This window comes from Paratissierella segnis (assembly GCF_014385195.1).
Classification (GTDB): Bacteria; Bacillota; Clostridia; order Tissierellales; family Tissierellaceae; genus Paratissierella; species Paratissierella segnis.
Genome location: NZ_JACRTG010000020.1, coordinates 76,073 through 99,344, shown reverse-complemented (window position 1 = coordinate 99,344; position 23,272 = coordinate 76,073). Strand labels below are relative to the sequence as shown.

Annotated in this window: 23 protein-coding genes and 2 other annotated features (1 of these 25 only partly in view); all 23 genes read left to right on the top strand. The window is 32.3% G+C overall.

Features of this window, described 5'->3' with window-relative positions; genetic code table 11:
* The first annotated feature begins 20 nt into the window (after nt 1–20).
* The 23 genes from lgt (at nt 21) to asnS (ending at nt 23,084) form a co-directional block, all read left to right on the top strand.
* On the top strand, nt 21–749 hold the full coding sequence (gene lgt / locus H8707_RS09735; RefSeq protein WP_262429961.1) for a prolipoprotein diacylglyceryl transferase: 729 nt from the start codon (nt 21–23) through the stop codon (nt 747–749).
* Nucleotides 750–995: 246 nt separating this feature from the next.
* On the top strand, nt 996–1,427 hold the full coding sequence (gene mraZ / locus H8707_RS09730; RefSeq protein ID WP_262429960.1) for a division/cell wall cluster transcriptional repressor MraZ: 432 nt from the start codon (nt 996–998) through the stop codon (nt 1,425–1,427).
* A 12-nt stretch (nt 1,428–1,439) separates the two neighbouring features.
* The gene (rsmH, locus tag H8707_RS09725; protein WP_262429959.1) at nt 1,440–2,372 is read left to right on the top strand and encodes a 16S rRNA (cytosine(1402)-N(4))-methyltransferase RsmH; all 933 of its coding nucleotides are present in this window, start codon (nt 1,440–1,442) and stop codon (nt 2,370–2,372) included.
* 27 nt (nt 2,373–2,399) lie between these two features.
* Nucleotides 2,400–2,843 (top strand): septum formation initiator family protein, encoded by a 444-nt coding sequence (locus tag H8707_RS09720; RefSeq protein ID WP_262429958.1) that lies wholly within the window; start codon nt 2,400–2,402, stop codon nt 2,841–2,843.
* Nucleotides 2,844–2,854: 11 nt separating this feature from the next.
* Nucleotides 2,855–5,005, top strand: coding sequence for a penicillin-binding transpeptidase domain-containing protein (locus H8707_RS09715; protein ID WP_262429957.1), 2,151 nt, complete (start codon nt 2,855–2,857; stop codon nt 5,003–5,005).
* Between the two features lie 51 nt (nt 5,006–5,056).
* Nucleotides 5,057–6,511, top strand: a complete 1,455-nt coding sequence (locus H8707_RS09710; RefSeq protein WP_262429956.1) for a UDP-N-acetylmuramoyl-L-alanyl-D-glutamate--2,6-diaminopimelate ligase — start codon at nt 5,057–5,059, stop codon at nt 6,509–6,511.
* A gap of 23 nt (nt 6,512–6,534) precedes the next feature.
* A complete protein-coding gene (gene mraY / locus H8707_RS09705; protein WP_262429955.1) occupies nt 6,535–7,500 on the top strand; it encodes a phospho-N-acetylmuramoyl-pentapeptide-transferase in 966 nt (321 codons plus the stop codon).
* Between the two features lie 44 nt (nt 7,501–7,544).
* Nucleotides 7,545–8,903, top strand: a complete 1,359-nt coding sequence (murD, locus tag H8707_RS09700) for a UDP-N-acetylmuramoyl-L-alanine--D-glutamate ligase (RefSeq protein WP_262429954.1) — start codon at nt 7,545–7,547, stop codon at nt 8,901–8,903.
* A gap of 4 nt (nt 8,904–8,907) precedes the next feature.
* Nucleotides 8,908–10,041 (top strand): putative lipid II flippase FtsW, encoded by a 1,134-nt coding sequence (ftsW, locus tag H8707_RS09695; protein WP_262429953.1) that lies wholly within the window; start codon nt 8,908–8,910, stop codon nt 10,039–10,041.
* A gap of 5 nt (nt 10,042–10,046) precedes the next feature.
* Complete coding sequence (murG, locus tag H8707_RS09690) at nt 10,047–11,150, top strand: undecaprenyldiphospho-muramoylpentapeptide beta-N-acetylglucosaminyltransferase (RefSeq protein WP_262429952.1); 1,104 nt, start codon at nt 10,047–10,049, stop codon at nt 11,148–11,150.
* 60 nt (nt 11,151–11,210) lie between these two features.
* Nucleotides 11,211–12,461: a UDP-N-acetylglucosamine 1-carboxyvinyltransferase gene (gene murA / locus H8707_RS09685; RefSeq protein WP_262429951.1), complete on the top strand. Its 1,251-nt coding sequence runs from the start codon at nt 11,211–11,213 to the stop codon at nt 12,459–12,461.
* Between the two features lie 49 nt (nt 12,462–12,510).
* Complete coding sequence (locus H8707_RS09680) at nt 12,511–13,257, top strand: cell division protein FtsQ/DivIB (protein WP_262429950.1); 747 nt, start codon at nt 12,511–12,513, stop codon at nt 13,255–13,257.
* Nucleotides 13,258–13,268: 11 nt separating this feature from the next.
* Entirely contained in the window at nt 13,269–13,997 is a 729-nt protein-coding gene (locus H8707_RS09675) for a DUF881 domain-containing protein (RefSeq protein WP_262429949.1), read from the top strand.
* A 14-nt stretch (nt 13,998–14,011) separates the two neighbouring features.
* Nucleotides 14,012–14,737, top strand: coding sequence for a DUF881 domain-containing protein (locus H8707_RS09670; protein WP_262429948.1), 726 nt, complete (start codon nt 14,012–14,014; stop codon nt 14,735–14,737).
* Complete coding sequence (locus H8707_RS09665) at nt 14,738–15,079, top strand: small basic family protein (protein ID WP_262429947.1); 342 nt, start codon at nt 14,738–14,740, stop codon at nt 15,077–15,079.
* A gap of 34 nt (nt 15,080–15,113) precedes the next feature.
* A complete protein-coding gene (gene ftsZ / locus H8707_RS09660) occupies nt 15,114–16,178 on the top strand; it encodes a cell division protein FtsZ (RefSeq protein ID WP_262429946.1) in 1,065 nt (354 codons plus the stop codon).
* A 140-nt stretch (nt 16,179–16,318) separates the two neighbouring features.
* The gene (locus H8707_RS09655; protein ID WP_262429945.1) at nt 16,319–17,248 is read left to right on the top strand and encodes a sigma-E processing peptidase SpoIIGA; all 930 of its coding nucleotides are present in this window, start codon (nt 16,319–16,321) and stop codon (nt 17,246–17,248) included.
* Nucleotides 17,223–17,936 carry an RNA polymerase sporulation sigma factor SigE gene (gene sigE / locus H8707_RS09650; RefSeq protein WP_262429944.1) on the top strand — a complete coding sequence of 238 codons (714 nt, stop codon included), beginning with the start codon at nt 17,223–17,225 and terminating at the stop codon, nt 17,934–17,936. The genes H8707_RS09655 and sigE overlap by 26 nt, the downstream gene beginning before the upstream one ends.
* 139 nt (nt 17,937–18,075) lie before the next feature.
* A complete protein-coding gene (gene sigG / locus H8707_RS09645; protein WP_262429943.1) occupies nt 18,076–18,849 on the top strand; it encodes an RNA polymerase sporulation sigma factor SigG in 774 nt (257 codons plus the stop codon).
* 93 nt (nt 18,850–18,942) lie between these two features.
* Nucleotides 18,943–19,179, top strand: a complete 237-nt coding sequence (locus H8707_RS09640; RefSeq protein ID WP_262429942.1) for a YlmC/YmxH family sporulation protein — start codon at nt 18,943–18,945, stop codon at nt 19,177–19,179.
* Between the two features lie 62 nt (nt 19,180–19,241).
* Nucleotides 19,242–19,703 (top strand): transcriptional regulator NrdR, encoded by a 462-nt coding sequence (nrdR, locus tag H8707_RS09635; RefSeq protein ID WP_262429941.1) that lies wholly within the window; start codon nt 19,242–19,244, stop codon nt 19,701–19,703.
* A gap of 223 nt (nt 19,704–19,926) precedes the next feature.
* Entirely contained in the window at nt 19,927–21,246 is a 1,320-nt protein-coding gene (locus tag H8707_RS09630; protein WP_262429940.1) for a replication-associated recombination protein A, read from the top strand.
* A gap of 90 nt (nt 21,247–21,336) precedes the next feature.
* Nucleotides 21,337–21,557 (top strand) — a binding site (T-box leader).
* 138 nt (nt 21,558–21,695) lie between these two features.
* Nucleotides 21,696–23,084 (top strand): asparagine--tRNA ligase, encoded by a 1,389-nt coding sequence (gene asnS, locus H8707_RS09625; protein WP_262429939.1) that lies wholly within the window; start codon nt 21,696–21,698, stop codon nt 23,082–23,084.
* Between the two features lie 47 nt (nt 23,085–23,131).
* Nucleotides 23,132–23,272, top strand: a binding site (T-box leader); it runs 60 nt beyond the window's last position.

Below are 23,272 nucleotides of genomic sequence, written 5' to 3'. Positions count from 1 at the left end.
ATTAGAAAGGTGGTTTTAGAATGGATCCAATTGCTTTTAAAATATTTGGAATACCCATTATGTGGTATGGATTGTTTATTGCCTCCGGGGTTCTAATAGGCACAATCCTCGCTTTAAAATCGGCAAAGAGAAAAGGGATAGATGAGGACACTCTGCTTGACTTCTTATTGTTTGTAATCCCCGGAGCTATAATTGGCGCGAGATTATATTATGTGATATTTAGTTGGGATACATACAGAGACAATCCTATACAAGCTTTAAATATAAGGGGTGGAGGACTAGCCATTCATGGGGCAATAATAGTCGGGGTTATTATAGCTATATTTTTCTGTAAGAAAAGAAAATTAAGTTTTTGGAAATTAGCCGATATTGTAGCTCCCAGCCTTATATTAGGACAGGCAATTGGCAGATGGGGTAACTTTACAAATGGAGAGGCACATGGGGGACCTACAGATTTGCCATGGGGCATTATAGTAGATGGAGTAAAGGTGCATCCAACATTTTTATATGAATCAATTTGGAATTTTTTAGTTTTTGGATTTCTTCTGTGGTATACCTATAAAGATAAATCTAAAGTGGATGGGGAAGTTTTTTTACTATATCTGATATTATATTCAGTTGCAAGATTATTTATTGAAGGGTTAAGAACTGATAGTTTAATGTTTGGTTCAATAAGAGTAGCGCAATTATTCAGTTTATCGGCTATTGTCATAGGTATAATCGTATTTTACAGGAGAAGAAAAAATTAAATTAAAAATAAATATTTTATAACAATTTATTTTGTGAAAAACAGAGAAAATTTTCTCTGTTTTTTTCTTTTTTTGACAGATGGTTTCGGATAAGGTCGATATATGTAAAAATAGGACTTAAGTCCTAAAATATTCAGAAAATAATTAAAAACTATAGAAGGATTTAATAAAATGGTATAGAATATAGTTAATGTGGAGTAAAGTGGAGTAAAGTGGTAAGCAAAAATATGAAAAGGGTGAATTTGTATGTTTATTGGAGAATATCAACATACATTAGATGATAAAAGCAGAATAATTATACCCTCTAAATTCAGGGAAGACCTGGGTTATGAATTTGTAATGACTAAGGGACTTGATAATTGCCTTTTTGTTTATCCAAAAAACGAGTGGAAAATACTCGAAGAAAAATTAAAAGCACTACCACTTACCAGCAGAGATGCCCGCGCATTTGTAAGATTTTTCTTTTCAGGAGCTACTGAATGTATATTAGACAAGCAGGGAAGAGCAATAGTTCCTGTAAATTTAAGAGAACATGCTCGGATTAATAAGGATGCAATTATTATCGGAGTATCTACAAGAATTGAGATTTGGGGTAAGGAAGAATGGGAAAGCTATAATAACGACGAAAATTTAAGTTATGAGGCAATCGCTGAAAAGATGGCAGAACTAGGAATTTAACGGAGGGATAAAATGGAATTTCACCATGTTTCCGTACTACTAAATGAAGTTATTGAAGGATTAAATATCAAAGAGAATGGAATTTATGTTGATGGTACATTAGGCGGTGCCGGACATTCTTTGGAGATAGTGAAAAGATTGAAAGACGGCAAATTGATTGGTATAGATCAGGATTTAGACGCTTTGGAAAAAGCCTCTAAGGTTTTAGAACCTTATCAAGAAAAAATAAATTTGATCCATAGCAATTATGAGAATATACAACAAGTATTAGATGATATAAATATACCTAAAGTAGATGGTATACTGTTGGATTTAGGTGTTTCATCTTATCAATTAGATGAAAATACGAGGGGATTTTCTTATAATAAGGATGCTCCATTGGACATGAGAATGGACAGTACAAGTGAATTTAGCGCATGGGACGTTGTAAATAAATATCCCAAGGAAGAGCTGGAAGGAATCATTTTTAAATATGGAGAGGAAAGATGGGCTAAGAGAATAGCCGAATTTATAGTAAATGAGAGAGAAATAAAGCCTATTAACTCAACTTTGGAACTTGTAAGTGTTATAAAGAAAGCTATTCCCAAGAAAGCGAGGATGGAAGGACATCATCCTGCTAAAAAAACATTTCAAGCAATACGCATAGAAGTCAATAGAGAACTTGAAGTTTTAGAATGTTCCATAGAAAACATGGTAAATTTGCTTAATTCAGGCGGGAGACTTGCTATTATAACTTTTCATTCATTAGAAGACAGAATAGTAAAAGATAAATACAAAGAACTTTACAAAGATTGCATATGTCCGCCGGATTTACCGCAATGTATATGTGATAAAAAAAGGGAGATTGAAATAATAACGAGAAAACCTATTGTTCCCAGTCTTGATGAAATTGAATCAAATCCTAGATCAAGATCAGCAAAACTTAGAATTGCGGAGAAACTATAGGTATAAAAACAGAAGGGGGAGAATAAGTTGTTAGTAGCTAAAGCTGAATATAATTATTACCCTGAACAGGTAGAAGAACAAGAGAGAAAAAGACAAGTTAAAGGGAAGAAAAAAATTAAAACAGTAAATAAAAGAATGTATATCTCAATAGCAATTATAATATTTATTACTTCTCTTTATATATTATATGGTTATTCAAAGATAACATCTGAAAGATTGGAAATAACAAAACTTGAAAAAGAAAAGGTAGAGTTAGAGAAAGTAAAGCAAGATTTGGTTGGAGAATTAGAAAATATTAAAAGCACAACTAAGATAAGTGAAGAAGCTATCTACAATTTGGGTATGACATATCCTGAAGAATCCCAAATAGTTTATGTGTCTGTAAATGAAACCACTAATGAAGAGATTGAAACATTTAGTATTTCAGAAAAATTGAAAAATATTGTGACCAATTTTTCCAGTTTGTTTTAGGGGGTATTAATTTGCAAACACCTAGTAAATCAACAAAGAACAGACTTCGATTCGTTTTAGGTGGGATTATTTTTGTTGGATTACTCTTGGCAGTTAGATTAGTTCAATTACAAATCTTTAAGAGTGAGGAGTTAAAAAAAGGAGCACTCGAACAATGGACTAGGGCAATCGATATAAAGTCCCAAAGAGGAATAATATATGATAGAAAAGGTAAAAAGCTAGCCGTTAGTGTCACTGCCTATACGGTATGGGCAACACCGGCTGAAATAAAAGAGCCAAAAGACACTGCAAAACAAATAGCCTCAGTATTGGATATGGATGAGGAGTTAGTATATGAAAAAATTACTAAAAATGTAAGTACAGAAAAGATTAAACAGTGGGTTACTAAAGAAGAAGCAACAGAATTAAGAAAGCTTAATATAAGGGGAGTTGCCGTTGTTGACGACAACAAGAGGTATTATCCATATGGCAATTTTGCTGCATATATTTTAGGATTTACCGATATAGATAATAATGGCCTTTATGGGGTTGAAAAAACATACAATAAATATCTTACAGGGATTCCCGGTAAATGGGTCAAGACCACAGATGCTGCAAATAGGCAGCTACCCTACGACGGAGAAAAAATATATGATGCTACAGATGGTTATTCAATAGTATTGACCATAGATGAGACAATACAGCATTTTGCAGAAAAAGCTGCTTATCAGGCATATTTGGAAAATAAGGCTAAAAATGTATCTATAATAGTTATGGAGCCATTTAGTGGGGATGTATTGGCTCTGGCCAATAAAAATGACTATGACCCTAATAATCCAAGAGAACCCTTGGATAAAAACGTCAAGGAAGAATGGGAAAAATTAAGTCAAGAAGAATTACAAAAAAAGTGGTTTGAGATGTGGAGAAATTTTGCAATAAATGATATATATGAACCGGGATCTACATTTAAGATGGTAGTCGCAGCAGCAGCTTTGGAAGAAAATCCTGATATAATAAATTCTCATTATTATTGCAATGGGTCTGTAAGGGATATAAAAGGTGTTGTGTTGAATTGTACAAGTAAGCATGGGTCTCAAACATTCTCTGAGGCCATACACAATTCATGCAACGTAGCCTTGGTAAATATAGGCAGGCAACTGGGAAAAGAAAAGTTGTTGGAGTATATCAAAGCATTTGGGTTTGGAGAAAATTCTGGTATTGATCTTAATGGTGAACAAAAAGGCATAGTACCTTCCGGACCTGAAACAATTAAAGAGGTTAATTTAGCTACTATGTCTTATGGCCATGGAATAGCTGTTACTCCAATTCAAATAATCAATTCGTTGTCGACTATTTCAAATGGCGGTAATTTACTTAAGCCGAGATTAGTAAAAGAGATCATTGATAGTGAGGGCAATAGCATTAAGTCATTTGAATCTGAAGTTAGGAGGAAAGTTATATCCGAGCAAACTTCCAAAACTATGTTAAATATACTTAGAGGAGTAGTTGAAGAAGGTTCAGGTAAAAGAGCATATATACCTGGCTATAGGGTTGGGGGAAAGACTGGTACCGCACAAAAAATTATAGATGGAAGATATGCTCCGGGTAAATATATCGCATCCTTTGCAGCAGTAGCTCCAACTGATGACCCAAAAATTGTTGTATTGGTCGTAATTGATGAACCGAGTGGTTCATATTATGGCGGGACTATTGCAGGCCCGGTTATCAAAAGTGTAATGGAGGATACTCTCAACTATCTAGAAGTAGAACCAATTTATGATAAAAAAGATGAAGAAGAAATAGAGAAAAAAATAACAGTGCCTGATGTTAGGAATAAGCCAATTGGTGAAGGCGGAAAAGAACTGGCTGATTTAGGTTTAAAATATATAACTGAATATCAAGAAATATCAGCTGATTCAATTATAGTAGATCAGTTTCCATTACCCGGAGTAGAAGTTATTAAAGGATCAATTATTGATCTATATTTGAATAAAAGAACTCAAATAGAAAGACTGATGCCGGATCTTATAGGAAAAACCAATGAGGGAGTTGTAAGTATATTGGATGATTTGGGTATTCAATATGAGTTAAAGGGAAATGGAAAAGCAATAAGACAGGAACCTGAACCTGGCGTTCAGATAAATGAAGATGTTAAAATTTTTGTGGAATTTTCTAGTCAATAACTTAAGGCAGCTTGAGAAAGTTGCCTTTTAATTAACTTTAGGAGGTAGGTTATGATTCTGAGAGATATTCTTGGAAACTACTTTACTAAAGAAAAAATAGGTAATTTGAGTATAAATATAGTTGATATAAATCACGATTCTCGTAAGGTTTATACAGACAATATGTTTATAGCCATAAAAGGCTTTAATTTTGACGGGCACGATTTTATTGATAAAGCTATTGCAAGTGGAGCAAGATGTATAGTTCATATGGATAAAGTTGATATTAAGGAGAATGTAACTTATATAAGAGTGGAAGATACCATAGATGCATTGGGCTTTTTTTCTTCCAATTTTTACAACCATCCGGCTCAAAAATTAGAGATAATTGGCATAACAGGTACAAATGGTAAGACATCTACGTCTTATTATCTAAAAAGTATATTGGATACTGCTAAAATAAAAACTGGTATAATAGGTACAACGGGTATTATAATAGAGGATGAAATTGTTAAAATGGATAATACCACACCGGATGCTTTGGCACTGAATAAAAATCTTGACAATATGATAAAAAGAAACGTTAAAGTATGTGTTATGGAAGTATCATCTCATGCTTTAGAACTCAATAGAGTCGACTATATTGACTTCAATATTGGAATTTTTACTAATCTAACAAAAGACCATTTGGATTTTCATAAAAATATGGAAAGCTATTTTAATGCAAAATTGAAACTATTTTATAAAACTGATGGTTTTAATATTGTTAATTTGGATGATAATTATGGTAGAAGAATTGTTGATATTGTTAAAAATAGGGCACAATTATTAACCTACAGTATTGATAATAAAGCTGATGTATACGCTTCTGACATTATATATTCTTTTAACAAGGTGGACTTTATTTTAAATTATAATGGAAATAAAATGGATATAAAATTAAATACACCTGGGAAGTTTACTGTTTATAATGCATTAGCTTCTGCATCATGTGCTATAGCATTGGGTTTGGATTTGAGCTATATAAAGAAGGGATTGGAAGATATAAAGGGTGTTAAGGGAAGGTTTGAGTTGATTCCAACGAATAAAGACTTTATGGTAATCATAGATTATGCCCATACTCCTGACGGACTAGAAAATGTGTTGAAAGCTATAAAGGATTTTTCATTAGGCAGGATAGTAGTAGTATTTGGAGCAGGAGGAAATAGAGATAAATCTAAAAGACCTGATATGGGAGAAGTTGTGGGCAGATATGCTGACTACTCAATAATAACTTCTGATAATCCAAGATACGAAAATCCTAAAAGTATAATCAATGATATATTAACAGGAATTAAAAATACTAATATCGAATATAAAATAATTGTAGATAGAAAAGAGGCAATAAAATATGCATTGTATAATGCAAAGCCTAAGGATATAATAATATTATTTGGTAAAGGGCATGAAACATATACCATAATAGATGGGAAAACTTATCCTTTTGATGAAAGAGAGATCGTATCAAATTGTCTAAAGGATATTTAACAAACACGGGAGGAATACATAATATGATATATTCACATATAATTAGAACTATAATAATTGCATTTCTAATAAGCTTATTTCTGGGACCTATTATAATTCCAATACTAAAAAAACTAAGGGTAGGTCAAAGTATAAGAGAAGAAGGTCCCAAGTCGCATCTTTCAAAGTCGGGGACACCTACTATGGGCGGAATTGTAATTATAATAGCCTTAATTTTGACAGTATTGTCATCGGGCTTAATAAATAATGATACGATAGTTCTAATAGCTGCAACCCTAGGTTTTGGGTTTATAGGATTTATTGATGATTATATTAAAATCATGAAAAGAAGAAACTTAGGACTAAAAGCTTATCAAAAATTATTAGGGCAAATAATTCTTGCAATTATTTTGGCTTTGTATCAATCAAATACTTCCGAAGTTGGGACAAAAGTGATTATTCCATTCTTAAAAAGTCAATACTTAGATTTGGGGATTGCTTATATACCTTTTATAGTTTTCGTGGTTGTTGGTACAGTAAACAGTGTTAATCTGACTGATGGATTAGATGGTCTTGCATCAGGTGTTTCTGTTATAGTGCTGTCTTTTTTTAGCTTAATCGCATTACATACTGGTGCAGATAGCGTTTCAATATTTTCAGCTGCTTTGACAGGAGCTTGCTTAGGATTTTTAATTCACAATGCTCATCCTGCAAAGATAATTATGGGGGATACAGGTTCTCTTGCACTGGGGGGAGCTATTTCCGGCATTGCAATATTATTAAACTTACCCTTATTTTTACCAATTGTAGGGGGTATATTTTTTATTGAAACATTGTCGGTTATTATTCAGGTAGCTTCTTTCAAATTAACTGGGAAAAGAGTATTTCTTATGAGCCCGCTTCATCATCATTTTGAACTTAAAGGCTGGAAAGAGACAAAGGTTGTAGGGGTGTTTTGGATTATTACAGTTATATTGTGCTTCATTGGAGTTTTAGGTTACAATTTATAAACGAAGATGAAATATATATGGGAACCTAGAGGAGAGGTGTTTTTGTGATTCTTAAAGATAAAAGGGTTTTGGTTTTGGGACTTGGAATTTCAGGATTGTCAATTATAAAAGCAATAAATAAATTAGGAGTAGATATTGTTGTATATGATGCAAAGAGTGAAGAGGAATTAAAAGAATTACTACAACAAATAAAAGACATAAAAATTGAATATTATTTAGGTAATGATGAAATCAAATTAGAGGGGATTGACTTGGCGGTTAAAAGTCCTGGGATACCTCCTTATGATCCTTTAGTTAAGAGGATAATTGATGAAAATATAGAAGTTGTTTCAGACATAGAATTGGCATATAGAATTTCGCCTACTCAAAATATAATTTCTATAACCGGAACAAATGGCAAAACTACTACAACAATGTTGACGGGTGAAATTTTCAAAAAGGCAAAGTTAAATACTTATGTTGTTGGAAATATTGGAGTAGGGATATTGGATAAAATTATTGATGCCAAAAAGGATGATGCTTTTATAGTAGAAACCAGTAGTTTTCAATTAGAATATACAAAATACTTCAAGCCTAAAGTGAGTACTATATTAAACATTACACCTGATCATATTGATTGGCATGGTTCTTATGAAAATTATAAACGTGCAAAACTCAAGGCAGTTAAGAACCTCAATTATGAAGATTTTGTAGTCTTGAATTATGATGATATTTATTTAAAATCAATCATTAATGATATAAAGTCAAATGTAATTTTATTTAGTACAAATAATCTACTAGATAAGGGAATTTATATAGAAAAAGAAAATATAATTATTAATAATGGTATAGATAAAACAAAATTAATGTCAATTGAGGATATTAAGTTAATTGGAAAACATAATTTGGAAAATGCTCTTGCCAGCGTTGGGATTGCTTTAGCAATGGGTATAGATATTGATATAATTAGAAAAACATTGTCCTCATTTGAAGGTGTAGAACATAGATTGGAGTTTGTGAGTCGTAAAAATGGCATTAACTTTTATAATGATTCTAAAGGAACAAATCCTGATGCCAGTATAAAAGCCATAGAAGCTATAGAAAAACCTATTATATTAATAGCTGGAGGGTATGATAAAGGTTCCTTATTTGATGAATTTATTAAGGTTTGTAAGGGAAAAGTAAAAGCTCTGATTTTACTTGGTCATACTAAGAGAAAAATAGAAGAAACAGCAATAAGGTATGGCATCGATAATATTCATTTAGTGGAAAACATGAAGGATGCAGTAGATTTAGCTTATAAACTTGGTATAAGAGGAGACAATGTATTGTTGTCTCCGGCATGTGCCAGTTGGGATATGTATAAGAATTTTGAAGAAAGAGGCTGTGACTTTAAAACTAACGTACACCAATTAATGGAGTGATTTTATGCAGAAAAGTAAGAAAAGTAAAAAAAGCAAAAGAGGTTCTTCGGATTTTTTACTATTGGTGTCTATTATAGCCTTGGTATTTATTGGAATTGTTATGGTGTTTAGTGCTAGTTGGCCTGAGGCAATGGTAGAAAAGGATGATGGGTATTTCTTTCTAAGAAAGCAGCTAATTTCTGCTATAATAGGATCCGTTGCAATGGTATTTTTTATGAATTTTGATTACAGAAGACTTAAGAAACTTAGTTTACCTATTTATATATTGTCATTAATCTCAGGGCTACTCATATTTTCCCCTTTGGGAAGTACAAGGAAAGGTGCGAGAAGGTGGATAAATTTAGGATTTACTACATTTATGCCTTCAGATGCGATTAAGGTTGGCTCAGTAATATTTTTTGCAGCATTTTTAGCCAATAAAAAGGATAAAGTTAGATCTTTTAAAGAAGGTGTAATACCTGCTCTATTATATATGGGTTTATCCTGTGGGTTAATTTACTTACAGAAGGACTTAGGTACTACCATAACTTTGGCTGCCACTATGGTTGGCATGTTTTTTATATCGGGCATGAAATTAGGTCTATTATTTGTATTTGGAGCTGCAGGAGCTTTAGTTTTGTATTTATCCAGTAGAGGTGAGGGAAATGAGTTTAGGGCAAATAGGTGGACTTCTTTTCTTGATCCTTTTAAAGATAAATTAAATACAGGGTGGCAAGCTGTACAATCACTATATGCCTTAGGGTCTGGTGGATTATTTGGCTTAGGATTGGGAAAGAGCAGGCAAAAGTTTTTTTACATTCCGGAAGCATATAACGATTTTATTTTTTCCATAATCGGGGAGGAATTAGGTTTAATTGGCTCGTTAATTGTTTTGTTACTTTTTATAATTGTTATATGGAGGGGGATACTTATAGCTCTTAAGACAGAAGACTTGTTTGGGTGCTATTTAGCATCTGGAATAGTTGCACTTATTGCTATCCAATCATTAATAAATATTGCCGTTGTTACATCTTCAATACCAACTACGGGAATCACATTGCCTTTTATAAGTTATGGCGGCACATCGCTTTTATTTTATATGTCTGCGGTGGGTATTTTATTAAACATTTCGAGATATGCAAAATTGGATAGGAGTTGAGAGCTTTGAACTTTTTAATTACCGGTGGAGGTACGGGAGGTCACATATATCCTGCTTTAGCCATAGCAAGTGAAATTAAGAGGTCATATAAGAATGCAAATATATTGTACGTAGGTACAAAAAATGGTTTGGAATCCGAACTTGTACCTAAGGAAGGCTTTGAATTCAAAACTATCAGAGTTAAAGGTCTACCCAGAAAAATAAATAAAAACTCTTTAATAGCTATTCGAGAATTATTTGTCGGATTAAAACAATCAAAGCAGATTATCAAAGATTTTAAACCGGATATTGTTATAGGAACAGGAGGATATGTTTCAGCGCCTATAGTATACATAGCTGCTAAAAACAAAATTCCGGCGATAATACATGAACAAAATGCTTTTCCGGGCATAACAAATAAAATCCTTTCCAGGTATGTAGATAAGGTATTGGTCACCTTTGACGAAGCTGGGAAGTATTTTAAACATCCTGATAGAGTTGTAAAAGTGGGAAATCCAATCAGAAAAGAAATGCTTGGAGTAAATAAAAATGATGCATATAGAAAGCTTGGTATAGATAAAAACATTCCCTTTGTTTTATCATTTGGCGGTAGCGGAGGACAGAAAAAATTAAATAACTCCATCTTTGATATTATTAAGAACAATGAACATAATGATAACTTCCAATTGTTGCATGTTACCGGAACCAGATATTATGATGATTTTATGAATAATTTAAAAAGAGAAAATGTAAAATTAAATGATAAATATAGAATATTACCATATTTTTATGATATGCCGGAAGCTTTAAATATAGCAGATATTGTTATTACCAGTTCCGGGGCTATAACCTTAGCAGAGATTTCTGCAATTGGCGTTCCAAGCATATTGATACCGAAAGCATATACTGCTGAAAATCATCAGGAATATAATGCCAGAGTGTTTGAAGAACAAGGAGCCAGTGTGCTAATATTGGAAAAAGATTTAAATGGTGATCATTTAGAATCTACACTTAAGTCTTTATTAAATGATAGAGAAAAATTGAGGGAAATGTCGAAAAATAGCAAAAAACTTGGGAAAACAGATTCTCTAAAGCTTATTTTACTTGAAATGGATAAAATAATTAAATAAAAGTAACCCTCATTTTAACCGTTGCATAGTATAAACATATAGTGCAATGGAGGTGGGTTAATGGAAAAGTATATTATCAATGGAGGTTGTAAGCTTGAAGGTGAGATTAACATTCCAGGCGCTAAAAATTCGGTTCTTCCTATACTAGCTGCTTCAGTTATTACTGGTAAAACTAGTACAATTTCTAATATTCCAAATTTAAAAGATGTTGATATAATGGTTAAATTACTATCACATCTTGGAGCGAAAGTTTATCATGAGGGTAATATTATTACCGTAGATTCTAGTGAAATAAATAAACTGTATTTGCCGGAAGATTTAGTTAGAGAGATGAGGTCATCTATAATTTTAATGGGTGCTATGCTTGCAAGATTCAAAGAAGTTAGAATAAGCTATCCGGGAGGTTGTGAGATAGGACCTAGGCCTATTGATTTACACCTAAAATTTCTTAGGCAAATGGGAGCAGAAATAGAGGAAGCACATGGATTTTTAGATTGTAAGACGACAGGGCTAAAAGGATGCGATATACAATTAGATTATCCGTCAGTAGGCGCAACTGAAAATATAATATTAGCTGCAGTAACAGCAGATGGTATTACAACTATAAGAAATGCTGCAAGAGAGCCGGAAATTATTGATTTACAAAACTATATCAATAAAGCAGGAGCAAGAGTAACGGGAGCCGGCTCAAGCGTAATAACCATAGAGGGAATTAAAAATTTGAATAGTTGCAGCCACCATATAATACCTGACAGAATTGTAGCCGGAACATATATGACTGCCGCCGCTATAACAAAAGGGGAAATCATAATAAAAAATATAATAAGTGATCATATACAAAGTATAATTGCAAAGCTAAAAGAAGCAGGTGCAATTATCTATTATAATGGTAACTCATTAAAAGTAATCGGGCCCAATAAATTAAATTCATTGGAGATGTTACAAACTCTTCCATATCCGGGATTTCCTACTGATATGCAAGCGCAGATGATGGCTTTGTTAACAATAGCAAATGGAACAAGTATTGTTAATGAAACCATATTTGAGAACAGGTTTAAACATGCAGAAGAACTTATAAAAATGGGAGCCAAAATAAAAATATTTGGAAATGTAGCTGTTATAAAAGGTGTTAAATCATTGACCGGTGCTAAAGTATTCGCTAGTGATCTAAGAGGCGGCGCTGCTTTAGTATTAGCAGGGTTAATTGCACAAGGGACAACAGAAATTGGTAATATACATCATGTCAACAGGGGATACGAAAATATGTTTTTAAATTTAAAATCTCTTGGAGCAAGTATAGAGATTGTCTAAGCAGCTTTTGCTGCTAGATGATTTTTGGACAACTACTGAGGTGAATAGGATGAAAAAGACAACTAGAGTTGAAAGAAAAAAAAGAAGAAAAAGGATATTTTTCAATGTAATTTTACTTATTTTAATAACTACAATTTTAATTACCTTTGCTTTAAATTCTGATTTGTTTAATATAAGTATGATAAATATTGAAGGAAATAATAAATTATCAAAAGATATTATAGAAAATGCGTCAAGCATAATAAAAGGTGAAAATATTTTTAAAGTAAATTTGCGTAATGGTGAAAAAAGCATAAAGAAATTATCATATATAAAAGATGTAAAGATTGAAAGAAAACTACCAAAAACAATTAATATAAACATAACTGAACGTGAAGCGGTAGTACAAATAAAGAATATCTCCAGCTATTTATTAGTTGATATTGAAGGATATGTTCTTGATTTTAAGGAAGATAAGGAAGAAAAATTACCAATTATAAATGGTTTTAATATAAACGTCTTGCCCAGTGAAAACATTTTTGAGATAGAGCATGGGCAAGAATTGAAAGATTTAATCAATGATGAAAAAAACATAGAAATAATTAGGAATTTTAGTGAAATTAATCTTGAAACAGACGATAATATAAATATTATATTAAATAATGGTATTGTTGTTGCCTTTGGACCTTTAGATGATGTAAAATATAAGTTAAGATATCTTGATGAAATATTAAAAGATATTGAAAAAAAACAAATATCAGTTAAAATGATAATAATGAATAAAGGAGAGAAGCCTATCATTGTGACCAACAATTAAGGAGGGATAAAATGAAAAAAACAAGGGACATGCTAGCTCTTTCTCTAGTATCTATCTTCTTAGGCTTGATTTTATCCATCCAGTTTAAAACCATCAGCAAAACCGTGGGTGAAGGAGTTTTACCTACTCAAAGAGCTCAGCAATTAGCATCAGAATTGAAAAAAGCTCAGTCAGAGAAAGAGACCCAAGCTAATAGAATTACCGAACTGGAAAATAAAATAAAGCAGTATGAAAAAGGTGGTTTAGAAAATAATACTTATGCAGAAAATTTATACAATGATGCTATGAAATATAGAACATTGGCAGGATATGTGGATTTAGAAGGTCCCGGGATTATTCTTGAAATCAATGATCCTCCTGCAGATTTACAATTTGGAGATGAGTATTCTATAGTAAGCGATTTGGATGCAATTTTACAAATCGTTAGTGTACTTAACGCTGCGGATGCAGAGGCAATATCAATTAATGATCAAAGATATACGGCTTTTACAGAAATAGTTAAGGCCGGAAATCATATAGAAATAAATGGAGTTTCTACTAGCTCTCCTATTATTATAAAAGCAATAGGTGATCCAAGTATATTAGAATCTGCACTGGCAATAAAAGGAGGCATTGTTTGGCAATTAAGGAATTATGATTATATTGTACATTTAACTCAAGACCAAAATGTCCAAATACCAAAATACAGAAAGATTAAGGAATTTATATATGCAAAACCTGTTGAAGAGAGCATAAATTGATTGGAGGAAAATAAATGAAGAAAACTAATCCAACAATCATAATAGCCTTATTTAGTATAATAATAGGTATATTTATTGCAACTCAAATGAAATTAAATGTAGATTCATATGCGCCTGCGACTTTAAAATCCATACAAAATATGAAGGATGAAATAAACGCAATTAATAATGAAATTGTGGAAATGGAAATGTTAGTCAATCAAAAAGAAAAGGAACTGGAAGTTTTAGAAAACATATCTCTTGGCAATGAAAATATCATAGACATTTTAGAAGCTGACTTAAAAATTAATAAAACGAGAGCAGGAAGAACAAGATTGGAAGGACCTGGAATTGTAATAACAATGTATGACAATATGGATGATGAAATAGTAGGGATGAGTATCGATGACGACATAATTCATGATATAGACATATTAAATATTTTAAATGATTTAAAATTGGCAGGAGCAGAATGCATTAGTGTAAATGATCAAAGAGTGGTATCAACTTCTGAGATAAAGTGCCGCGGACCGGTCATGGGGATTAATGATAAAGTAATTGGTATACCTTTTATCATAAAGGCAATAGGGGATCCAAAGTTACTTATGGCGTCGGTCAACGCTCCGGGGACATATGGAGATGCTTTAAAAAATGTTTATTTCATAGGTTTTGAACCTAGAATTGAGGATAAGATAGTCATACCTGCATATATTGGAGATTCAGGGTTTGATTTTGCCAAACCAGTAGGGGAGGAGGATTAAATGTTTTTTGCGCTTATAGGAATACTAATTGGAGCGATTATAGGATTTTTGTTACCATATACTTATAATACAGCTTATTCACTCTATATTTCAGTTGCTATTTTAGCTTGTTTAGATTCTGTCTTTGGAGGGATAAGAGCAAATTTGGAGGGTAGTTTTAGTACCAAGATATTCGTATCAGGATTTTTTGGGAATTCTATTTTGGCAGCATTTTTAGCATATATTGGTGATATACTGGGAGTTCCTCTTTATTATGCTGCTATCTTTACTTTTGGAAGTCGCCTATTTGATAATTTTGCTTCTATAAGGAGAATTTTATTGCAAAAGAAAAAATCAGTTTAATATATTATTAGCACAAAGATAAGGAGGAATTTAGATGTTTGATTTTGATATTGATGTTGATCAATTTGCGAAAATTAAAGTTATTGGCGTTGGTGGCGGGGGTAATAATGCCGTAAATAGGATGATAGAATGCGGCGTTAGAGGTGTTGATTTTGTAGCGTTAAATACGGATAGACAATCTTTATATGCCTCCAGAGCAGAGGTCAAGCTTCAACTGGGTGAAAAAATTACTAAGGGGCTTGGAGCAGGAGCAAACCCTGAAATTGGTCAAAAAGCTGCTGAAGAAAATAGAAATGATATTCTGGAATCGATTAAAGGTGCTGATATGATATTTATAACTGCTGGCATGGGAGGAGGAACCGGTACAGGCGCAGCGCCTATTGTAGCAGAAATAGCAAAAGAATTAGGGATACTTACCGTAGGAGTTGTGACAAAGCCTTTTACTTTTGAGGGAAAGAAAAGGCTGGTTCAAGCTGAAAAGGGTGTAGAAGATTTGAAAAATAAAGTTGATACCCTAGTTACAATTCCCAATGATAGATTGTTACAAATAGCTGACAAAAAGACTACGATGTCAGATGCCTTTATGATGGCAGATGAAGTTTTGAAGCAAGGCATACAGGGAATCTCAGACTTAATATCAGTTCCAAATCTTATAAATTTGGACTTTGCTGATGTTAAAACTATAATGTATGGTAAAGGTATTGCACATATGGGAATTGGACAAGCAACAGGAGATAATAGAGCTACTGAAGCAGCAAAACAAGCTATTAAAAGTCCTCTGTTGGAAACCTCAATTGAAGGCGCAAAATCTGTATTATTGAATATAACAGGTGGAGCCGATTTGGGAATATTTGAGGTCAATGAAGCAGCGGATTTAATAAGACAAGCCGTAGATCAAGATGCTAATATAATATTTGGAGCAGGAATAGATGAAGGGCTTCAAGATGAAATTAAAATTACTGTTATTGCTACAGGGTTTGAAGAAAAGCCAAATAAAAAATCAGATAAAAAAGACGAAAAAGACGGAGATATAGATTTTGAAGATCCATTAGGAGATTTGGATATACCGACTTTTTTAAGAAGAAAAGATAGAAAATAAATTTAAATTTAAAATAGAAAATTAGCAAAAACGTATCTTTTATTGTAGAGATACGTTTTTTTTAAGTACAAGTATCTACAAATTTTTCAATTTGAATACTTTATAATAAATATATTGGAGTTCTGAAATGAGGTTATATTATGTATATAATTCTAGAATATCTTTTATTAGAAAATTTCATAATTAATTATTTGATACTTAAGTTAACTAAAATATTGAATCAAATAGATGGAAGTAATTTAAGAATATTGCTGGCCGCTTTTGTATCATCATTTTATTCGTTAGTTTTTTTTTATCCCAAGCTTACTATTTTAACCAAGATTCCTTTCAAAATACTATTTTCGATATTAATCGTTCGATTGTCATTTAAATATTTAAATATAAGGTCTTTTTTAAGGTTATTGATGAGTTTTTATATCGGTTCCTTTATATTTGCCGGGGCAACAATGGGTGTTTTCTTTTTTAAGAACAATGGTTTTAAGATATTGGATAAGGCTTTAAAATCTATTAACAACTTTCCGGTTAAATATCTTGTAATAGGGGTTGGATTTAGTTCATTAATAGCAATTTTAGTTTTTAAATATTTTAATATACATAAGATGAAAAATTCCTTTATTGCAGAAGTAGAACTTTTTTATGAGAATAAAAGACTGGATTTTAAAGCGCTCATGGATACAGGAAATTCTCTAATAGATCCAATATCAAAAAAAAAGGTTATGATAGTTGAATATGAAAAATTGAGTGAAATATTGCCGGCAGAAACTAAAGATTTAATTCTTGCTGCAGATCATAACGATTATTTGGAAATAGAACAGATATTAGATGGGCTAAAGGATTATATAAAATTGATTCCTATACCATTTAAATCGGTGGGTAAATCAGGAATAATGTTTGGATTTAAACCCGATAGCATAATTATTAAATATATGAATAAAGTACTGATAAGACAAGATATAATAATAGGAATTTATAATAATACATTTCCAAAGGATTTGGGATACAATGGATTGTTGCACTATGAAATAATAGATGGGGGAGTAGAAAATGAGATTTGTAAAATACAGGCTTAAATTTTTTGTGTATAAAATTTTAAACAAATTAAATCTAATAGAAAGAATAGATTATATAGGGACTGGAGAATCGCTGCCGCCGCCATTGAGCGCTGAAGAAGAGTTATTTTATTTAGAGAACCTGAAGAAAGATGATTCTATTAAAAGTATCCTTATCGAGAGAAATTTAAGGTTAGTTGTATATATAGCCAGAAAATTTGAAAATACTAAAGTTTCTATTGAAGATTTAATCTCCATTGGAACCATAGGTCTTATAAAAGCTGTCAATACATTTGATCCTGATAAAAAAATAAAATTAGCCACATATGCTTCAAAGTGTATTGAAAATGAAATTTTAATGTATTTGAGAAAGACAAGTAAAATAAAAAATGAGATTTCATTTGATGAACCTCTAAATACGGATTGGGATGGCAATGAACTGTTATTGTCAGATATACTCGGTACAGATGGAGATGTTATATTTAAATATTTAGAAGATGAAGTGGATAAAAAATTGCTAAGCCAAGCAATAGATAAATTATCAAACAGAGAAAAAACTATAGTTGAATTAAGATTTGGATTAAGCAGCGGATTAGAACGGACACAGAAAGAGGTAGCTGATTTACTGGGGATTTCTCAATCATACATATCCAGACTTGAAAAGAGAATTATAAAGCGATTGAGAAAAGAAATAGGTAAACTTATGTAGGATACTATTGAATTACCAATAGTATCTTTTTAAATTAAAAATTAACAAATATGGACAAATTTATCAGAGTATAAAAAACTTTATATAGGATATAATTTTAAAACAGAAAGGGGCAAATCATCAAGAAAGGATGAACTAAATGCATATATCTAAGGTTGAAATTTGCGGAGTAAATACTGCTAAGTTGCCGGTATTAACAAACGATGAGATGCAGGAATTATTTGTTAAAATTAAGGCTGGTGATATGGAGGCACGAGAAAAATTTATAAATGGAAATCTAAGATTAGTCCTAAGCATAATTCAAAGATTTAATAGAAGAGGAGAACCTGTAGATGATTTATTCCAAGTAGGTTGCATCGGCCTAATAAAAGCTATAGATAATTTCGATTTGAGTCAGAACGTTCGATTTTCCACATATGCAGTACCTATGATAATTGGAGAGATTAGAAGGTATTTAAGAGACAACAATTCAATACGAGTAAGTAGATCTCTTAGAGATATAGCATATAAAGCGCTTCAAGCCAGAGATCAATTAGTCCATGCAAATTCAAAAGAGCCAACTATAAGTGAAATATCACAAGTTTTGAATATATCTAAGGAAGAAGTTGTTTTTGCATTAGAGGCTATACAAGAGCCAATATCCTTATTTGAGCCTATATATCATGACAGCGGAGATGCAATATTTGTCGTTGATCAGGTAAAAGATGACAAAGAAGAAGATGAATTATGGTTACGGGATATAACTTTAAAAGAAGCATTGGATAAGTTAAACAATCGGGAAAGGGAAATCTTGAATTTAAGATTCTATGAGGGGAAAACTCAAATGGAAGTGGCTGAGGAAATAGGAATATCACAGGCACAGGTCTCAAGATTAGAAAAAAATGCCCTTAGACAGATGAGAAAGCATATTTGAACGGTTTATTTTTTAGCTAGCTCCTCCAAATTAATGTAATATTTTTATAGCTTGTGTTATATAACTATAATAAAAGGTTAAAGAGGTGGAGCTATGATTAAACTAACAGAAATAAAAGAAAAAGAAGTAATAAATTTACACAATGGACAAAGGTTAGGCTATGTTTATGATTTTGAAGTAGATTTAGAGAAAGGATGTCTATCCGGAATTATACTCCCCAGTGGAGGGAAAATAAGTTTTTTCTCTAAGACTAATGATATATTAATTGAATGGAACCAGATTATAAAAATCGGGGTGGATACTATTTTAGTTGATATTAAAGATGACTAAAAGATTAGACAAAAATTCCTAATTATATTATAATTAAACTATCTGGAATTGGAGGTAAAATTATGAAATGCCCTTATTGTGAATACTTGGAGTCTAAAGTAATAGATTCTCGACCTACAGATGAAGGACAGGCTATTAGAAGGCGTAGAGAGTGTATGAACTGTGGCAAAAGATTTACAACTTATGAAAAAATCGAAGAAGTACCAATTGTCATTGTAAAGAAAGACGGGAACAGGCAAACTTATGATAGAAATAAGCTTTTAAATGGCATTTTGAAAGCTTGTGAAAAAAGACCGGTATCCATATCAACTATAGAAAAAATTGTAGATGATATAGAAAGAAGTATGTCCAATACTCTTGAAAAGGAAATAACTTCAGCGGAAATCGGTGAAATGGTTATGAACAAGTTAAAAAGCATTGACGAAGTAGCGTATGTTAGATTTGCTTCTGTATATAGGCAGTTTAAAGATGTAAATTCTTTTATGGAGGAATTGAAAAAGATTTTAGATGAAAATGGAAAATAATTTATTATGATAATGATAAAAATAGGATATATGCAATAGTATTTGTTTCTAATTCAAACATCTATTATTGCGTTTATTTATATCTAAAGGATACTGTTATTTTAGGATTAATCTCAATATAGTTAACAAGAACACTGAAACCTCAGAATAAGTTCAAGCAGTATTTATAGTTTTAAGAGTTTTAAGAGAAGGGACACATATTGTCCCAGAAGGAGTGATAGCAATGGATATGTTTACCATGGCAATGGAGGACAGTTTAAAAAGAAATGCTCCTTTAGCTGATAGAATGAGACCACAGACAATAAATGAATTTGTAGGGCAACAGCATTTAATCGGCGAAGGCAATTTTTTAAATAGAGCTATAAAAGCAGATAGAATTACTTCTATGATTTTATTTGGACCGCCTGGTACCGGAAAAACCACTTTAGCGATGATAATTGCCAATTCCACAAATATGAGATTCGAAAAATTATCTGCTGTTACATCCGGTGTTAAAGATATAAGAGAAGTGATTAATAAAGCAGAGGAAGATTTAAAATTTTACAACAAAAGAACAATATTGTTTATTGATGAAATCCATAGATTTAACAAAGCTCAACAGGATGCACTTTTGCCTTTTGTTGAGAGGGGAATTATTATTCTAATTGGTGCTACTACAGAAAACCCCTACTTTGAAGTTAATAAAGCTTTGTTATCAAGATGCATGGTTTTAACTCTAGAGCATCTGGAAAGGCAAGATCTCTTAAATTTGCTGAAAAGGGCATTAACCGATAAAGAAAAAGGTTTGGGAAATTATAATGTAGATATTGACCAAGATTCAATTGATTACCTTATAACCGTAGCCGACGGAGATGCAAGGGTGCTGCTTAATTCTTTGGAAATAGGAGTATTATCAACTCCTTCAGATGAAAAGGGATTAATAAAAATAGATTTAGGCACTATAAGGGAATGTATCCAAGTCAAAAAGGCAATATATGATAAAGATGGCGACGAGCATTATGATACAATATCGGCTTTTATTAAAAGCATGCGCGGTACAGATCCCAATGCAACTATATATTGGCTTGGTAAGATGATCAATGCAGGTGAAGATCCAAAATTCATTGCCAGAAGAATAATCATTTGCGCATCTGAAGATGTGGGGAATGCAGACCCTACGGCACTTCAAGTGGCTGTTGCAGCCTTCAATGCAGTTTCAATAATAGGTATGCCTGAGGGAAGGATACCTCTTGCACAGGCAGCTTTGTATGTAGCTACCGCTCCTAAGAGTAACAGTTCTATTGTTGCAATAGACGGAGCTTTAGATGACATTAAAAATCTTGAAACCGCTAGAGTGCCTTTGCATTTGAAAGATACCCATTATAAAGGTTCTGAGAAACTAGGTCACGGAAAGGACTATAAATATCCTCACGATTATCCTTTTAACTATATACCACAGGATTATTTGCCGGAGGGATTCAAAGACAAGGAGTATTATAAGCCATCCGAGAACGGCTTTGAGCAGGGAATTAAAGAGAGATTGGCTAAATTAAAAAAAGATTAAAATAAATCGATAAAATAAATCGTTTGACAATTAAGCATAATACCATTATAATAATCAATAAAAAAGCCTTGTATAAAGTATTTGGCTAAAAAATAAACGTGGACAGGAAGAGTAAATATAAAGTATTCGTTAAAGGGAGCCGGTTAGAAGTGGAACATCGGTACGAATCTTATATCGAAGAACATCCTTGAGTTTCTAACCGAAATCTTAATTAAGACAGTAGGCTTAGACGTGTTACTTACGTTAAAGGTAGATTAAAGTGGCTGTAGCAATTTAGGTGGTACCGCGGAAGTTAACCTTTCGTCCTTATTCATTAGAGGATGGAAGGTTTTTTAGTAAGTGTAATCGCTGATTTGAAGAATCTACTAATTTAAGAGTTATGGGACATAAGTATTATGATTGTGAAATGTGAATTATTGCATTAAGTATATAAAAATGGAGGGAAAGCTATGAAAACGGATGTTAAACAAATTTATAGAGGAAGTGAAAAATTTTTTAATCAAGAAGTCATAATAGAAGGTTGGATAAGAACATCTAGATCATCTAAGACATTTGGATTTTTAGAATTAAATGATGGGACATTTTTTAAAAATCTTCAAATTGTTTATGACGATAATTTAATAAATTTTAAAGAGATAGAAAAATTATCAATAAGTTCTTCAATAAAAGTAAAAGGTATATTGGTACCAACACCGGAAGCAAAGCAGCCTTTTGAAGTTAAAGCAATTGAGATTGAAGTAGAAGGGAATTCAGCACAGGATTACCCTATTCAAAAGAAAAGACATACAATGGAATACCTAAGGTCTATAGCACACTTGAGACCAAGAACAAATACTTATAGTGCTGTTTTTAGGACCAGATCTGTATTAGCTTATGCAATTCATAAGTTTTTCCAAGAGAGGGGATTTGTATATGTTCATACTCCTATAATTACAGCAAGCGATGCTGAAGGTGCTGGGGAGATGTTTAGGCTTACGACACTTAATCTGGACAATGTTCCAAAAACTGATGGTGGTAAAGTCGATTTCAGTAAAGACTTTTTTGGGAAGGAAACCAATTTGACTGTTAGTGGTCAATTGGAGGCTGAAGCTTATGCATTAGCCTATAAAAATGTATATACTTTCGGACCAACTTTTAGAGCTGAAAATTCAAATACAGCCAGGCATGCTGCAGAATTTTGGATGGTGGAGCCTGAGATTGCTTTTGCGGATTTACAGGATAATATGAAGTTGGCTGAAGATATGATGAAGTATATTATATCCTACTGTTTGGAAGAATTACCTGAGGAAATGGAATTTTTCGATAAGTTTATTGACAATACATTGTTGGAAAGATTGGAGAATGTAATTAAGTCAGATTTTGGAGTATTGACATATACTGAAGCAATCGACATCTTAAAAGAGTCTAAAGAAATATTCCAGTATCCGGCAGAGTGGGGTATGGATTTACAAACCGAACATGAAAGATATATTTCTGAAAAGGTGTTTAAAAAACCCGTATTTGTTATAAACTATCCAAAAGAGATAAAAGCTTTTTATATGAGATTGAATGATGACAACAAGACTGTAGCAGCTATGGATCTTCTAGTACCCGGAGTAGGTGAAATAATAGGTGGCAGCCAAAGGGAGGAGAGACTGGATCTACTTAAACAAAGGATTATCGAAAACGGGATGGATTTAGAGGATTATTGGTGGTATTTAGAGCTTAGAAAATATGGTGGTACAAAACATACAGGATACGGATTGGGTTTTGAAAGAGCAGTTATGTACATTACAGGGATAAACAATATAAGAGATGTAATCCCATTTCCAAGAACGGTCAAATCGGCAGAATTCTAAAATATGCTTGATTTGAGTGCATAGATTTGCTATAATTGAACTCAAATTGAGAAACTAGGAAGAGAAGCAGTAGGTTATCAATTATTTTAAGAGAGCTGTTGTATGGTGGAAAACAGTATTGATTGTGACTGAACTCGTCTTGGAGTTACTAAAATTATAAATTTTAGTCGGTTCGATACCGTTAATTA

Bases quoted from the DNA above. Each gene is read 5' to 3' on its own strand.
- murA (WP_262429951.1), top strand. From the start codon at position 11,211: ATGGAAAAGTATATTATCAATGGAGGTTGTAAGCTTGAAGGTGAGATT.
- H8707_RS09670 (WP_262429948.1), top strand. From the start codon at position 14,012: ATGAAGAAAACTAATCCAACAATCATAATAGCCTTATTTAGTATAATA.
- H8707_RS09675 (WP_262429949.1), top strand. From the start codon at position 13,269: ATGAAAAAAACAAGGGACATGCTAGCTCTTTCTCTAGTATCTATCTTC.
- mraY (WP_262429955.1), top strand. From the start codon at position 6,535: ATGATATATTCACATATAATTAGAACTATAATAATTGCATTTCTAATA.
- H8707_RS09710 (WP_262429956.1), top strand. From the start codon at position 5,057: ATGATTCTGAGAGATATTCTTGGAAACTACTTTACTAAAGAAAAAATA.
- lgt (WP_262429961.1), top strand. From the start codon at position 21: ATGGATCCAATTGCTTTTAAAATATTTGGAATACCCATTATGTGGTAT.
- asnS (WP_262429939.1), top strand. From the start codon at position 21,696: ATGAAAACGGATGTTAAACAAATTTATAGAGGAAGTGAAAAATTTTTT.
- mraZ (WP_262429960.1), top strand. From the start codon at position 996: ATGTTTATTGGAGAATATCAACATACATTAGATGATAAAAGCAGAATA.
- H8707_RS09630 (WP_262429940.1), top strand. From the start codon at position 19,927: ATGGATATGTTTACCATGGCAATGGAGGACAGTTTAAAAAGAAATGCT.
- sigE (WP_262429944.1), top strand. From the start codon at position 17,223: ATGAGATTTGTAAAATACAGGCTTAAATTTTTTGTGTATAAAATTTTA.
- nrdR (WP_262429941.1), top strand. From the start codon at position 19,242: ATGAAATGCCCTTATTGTGAATACTTGGAGTCTAAAGTAATAGATTCT.
- sigG (WP_262429943.1), top strand. From the start codon at position 18,076: ATGCATATATCTAAGGTTGAAATTTGCGGAGTAAATACTGCTAAGTTG.
- rsmH (WP_262429959.1), top strand. From the start codon at position 1,440: ATGGAATTTCACCATGTTTCCGTACTACTAAATGAAGTTATTGAAGGA.
- H8707_RS09665 (WP_262429947.1), top strand. From the start codon at position 14,738: ATGTTTTTTGCGCTTATAGGAATACTAATTGGAGCGATTATAGGATTT.
- H8707_RS09680 (WP_262429950.1), top strand. From the start codon at position 12,511: ATGAAAAAGACAACTAGAGTTGAAAGAAAAAAAAGAAGAAAAAGGATA.
- ftsW (WP_262429953.1), top strand. From the start codon at position 8,908: ATGCAGAAAAGTAAGAAAAGTAAAAAAAGCAAAAGAGGTTCTTCGGAT.
- ftsZ (WP_262429946.1), top strand. From the start codon at position 15,114: ATGTTTGATTTTGATATTGATGTTGATCAATTTGCGAAAATTAAAGTT.
- H8707_RS09655 (WP_262429945.1), top strand. From the start codon at position 16,319: ATGTATATAATTCTAGAATATCTTTTATTAGAAAATTTCATAATTAAT.
- H8707_RS09640 (WP_262429942.1), top strand. From the start codon at position 18,943: ATGATTAAACTAACAGAAATAAAAGAAAAAGAAGTAATAAATTTACAC.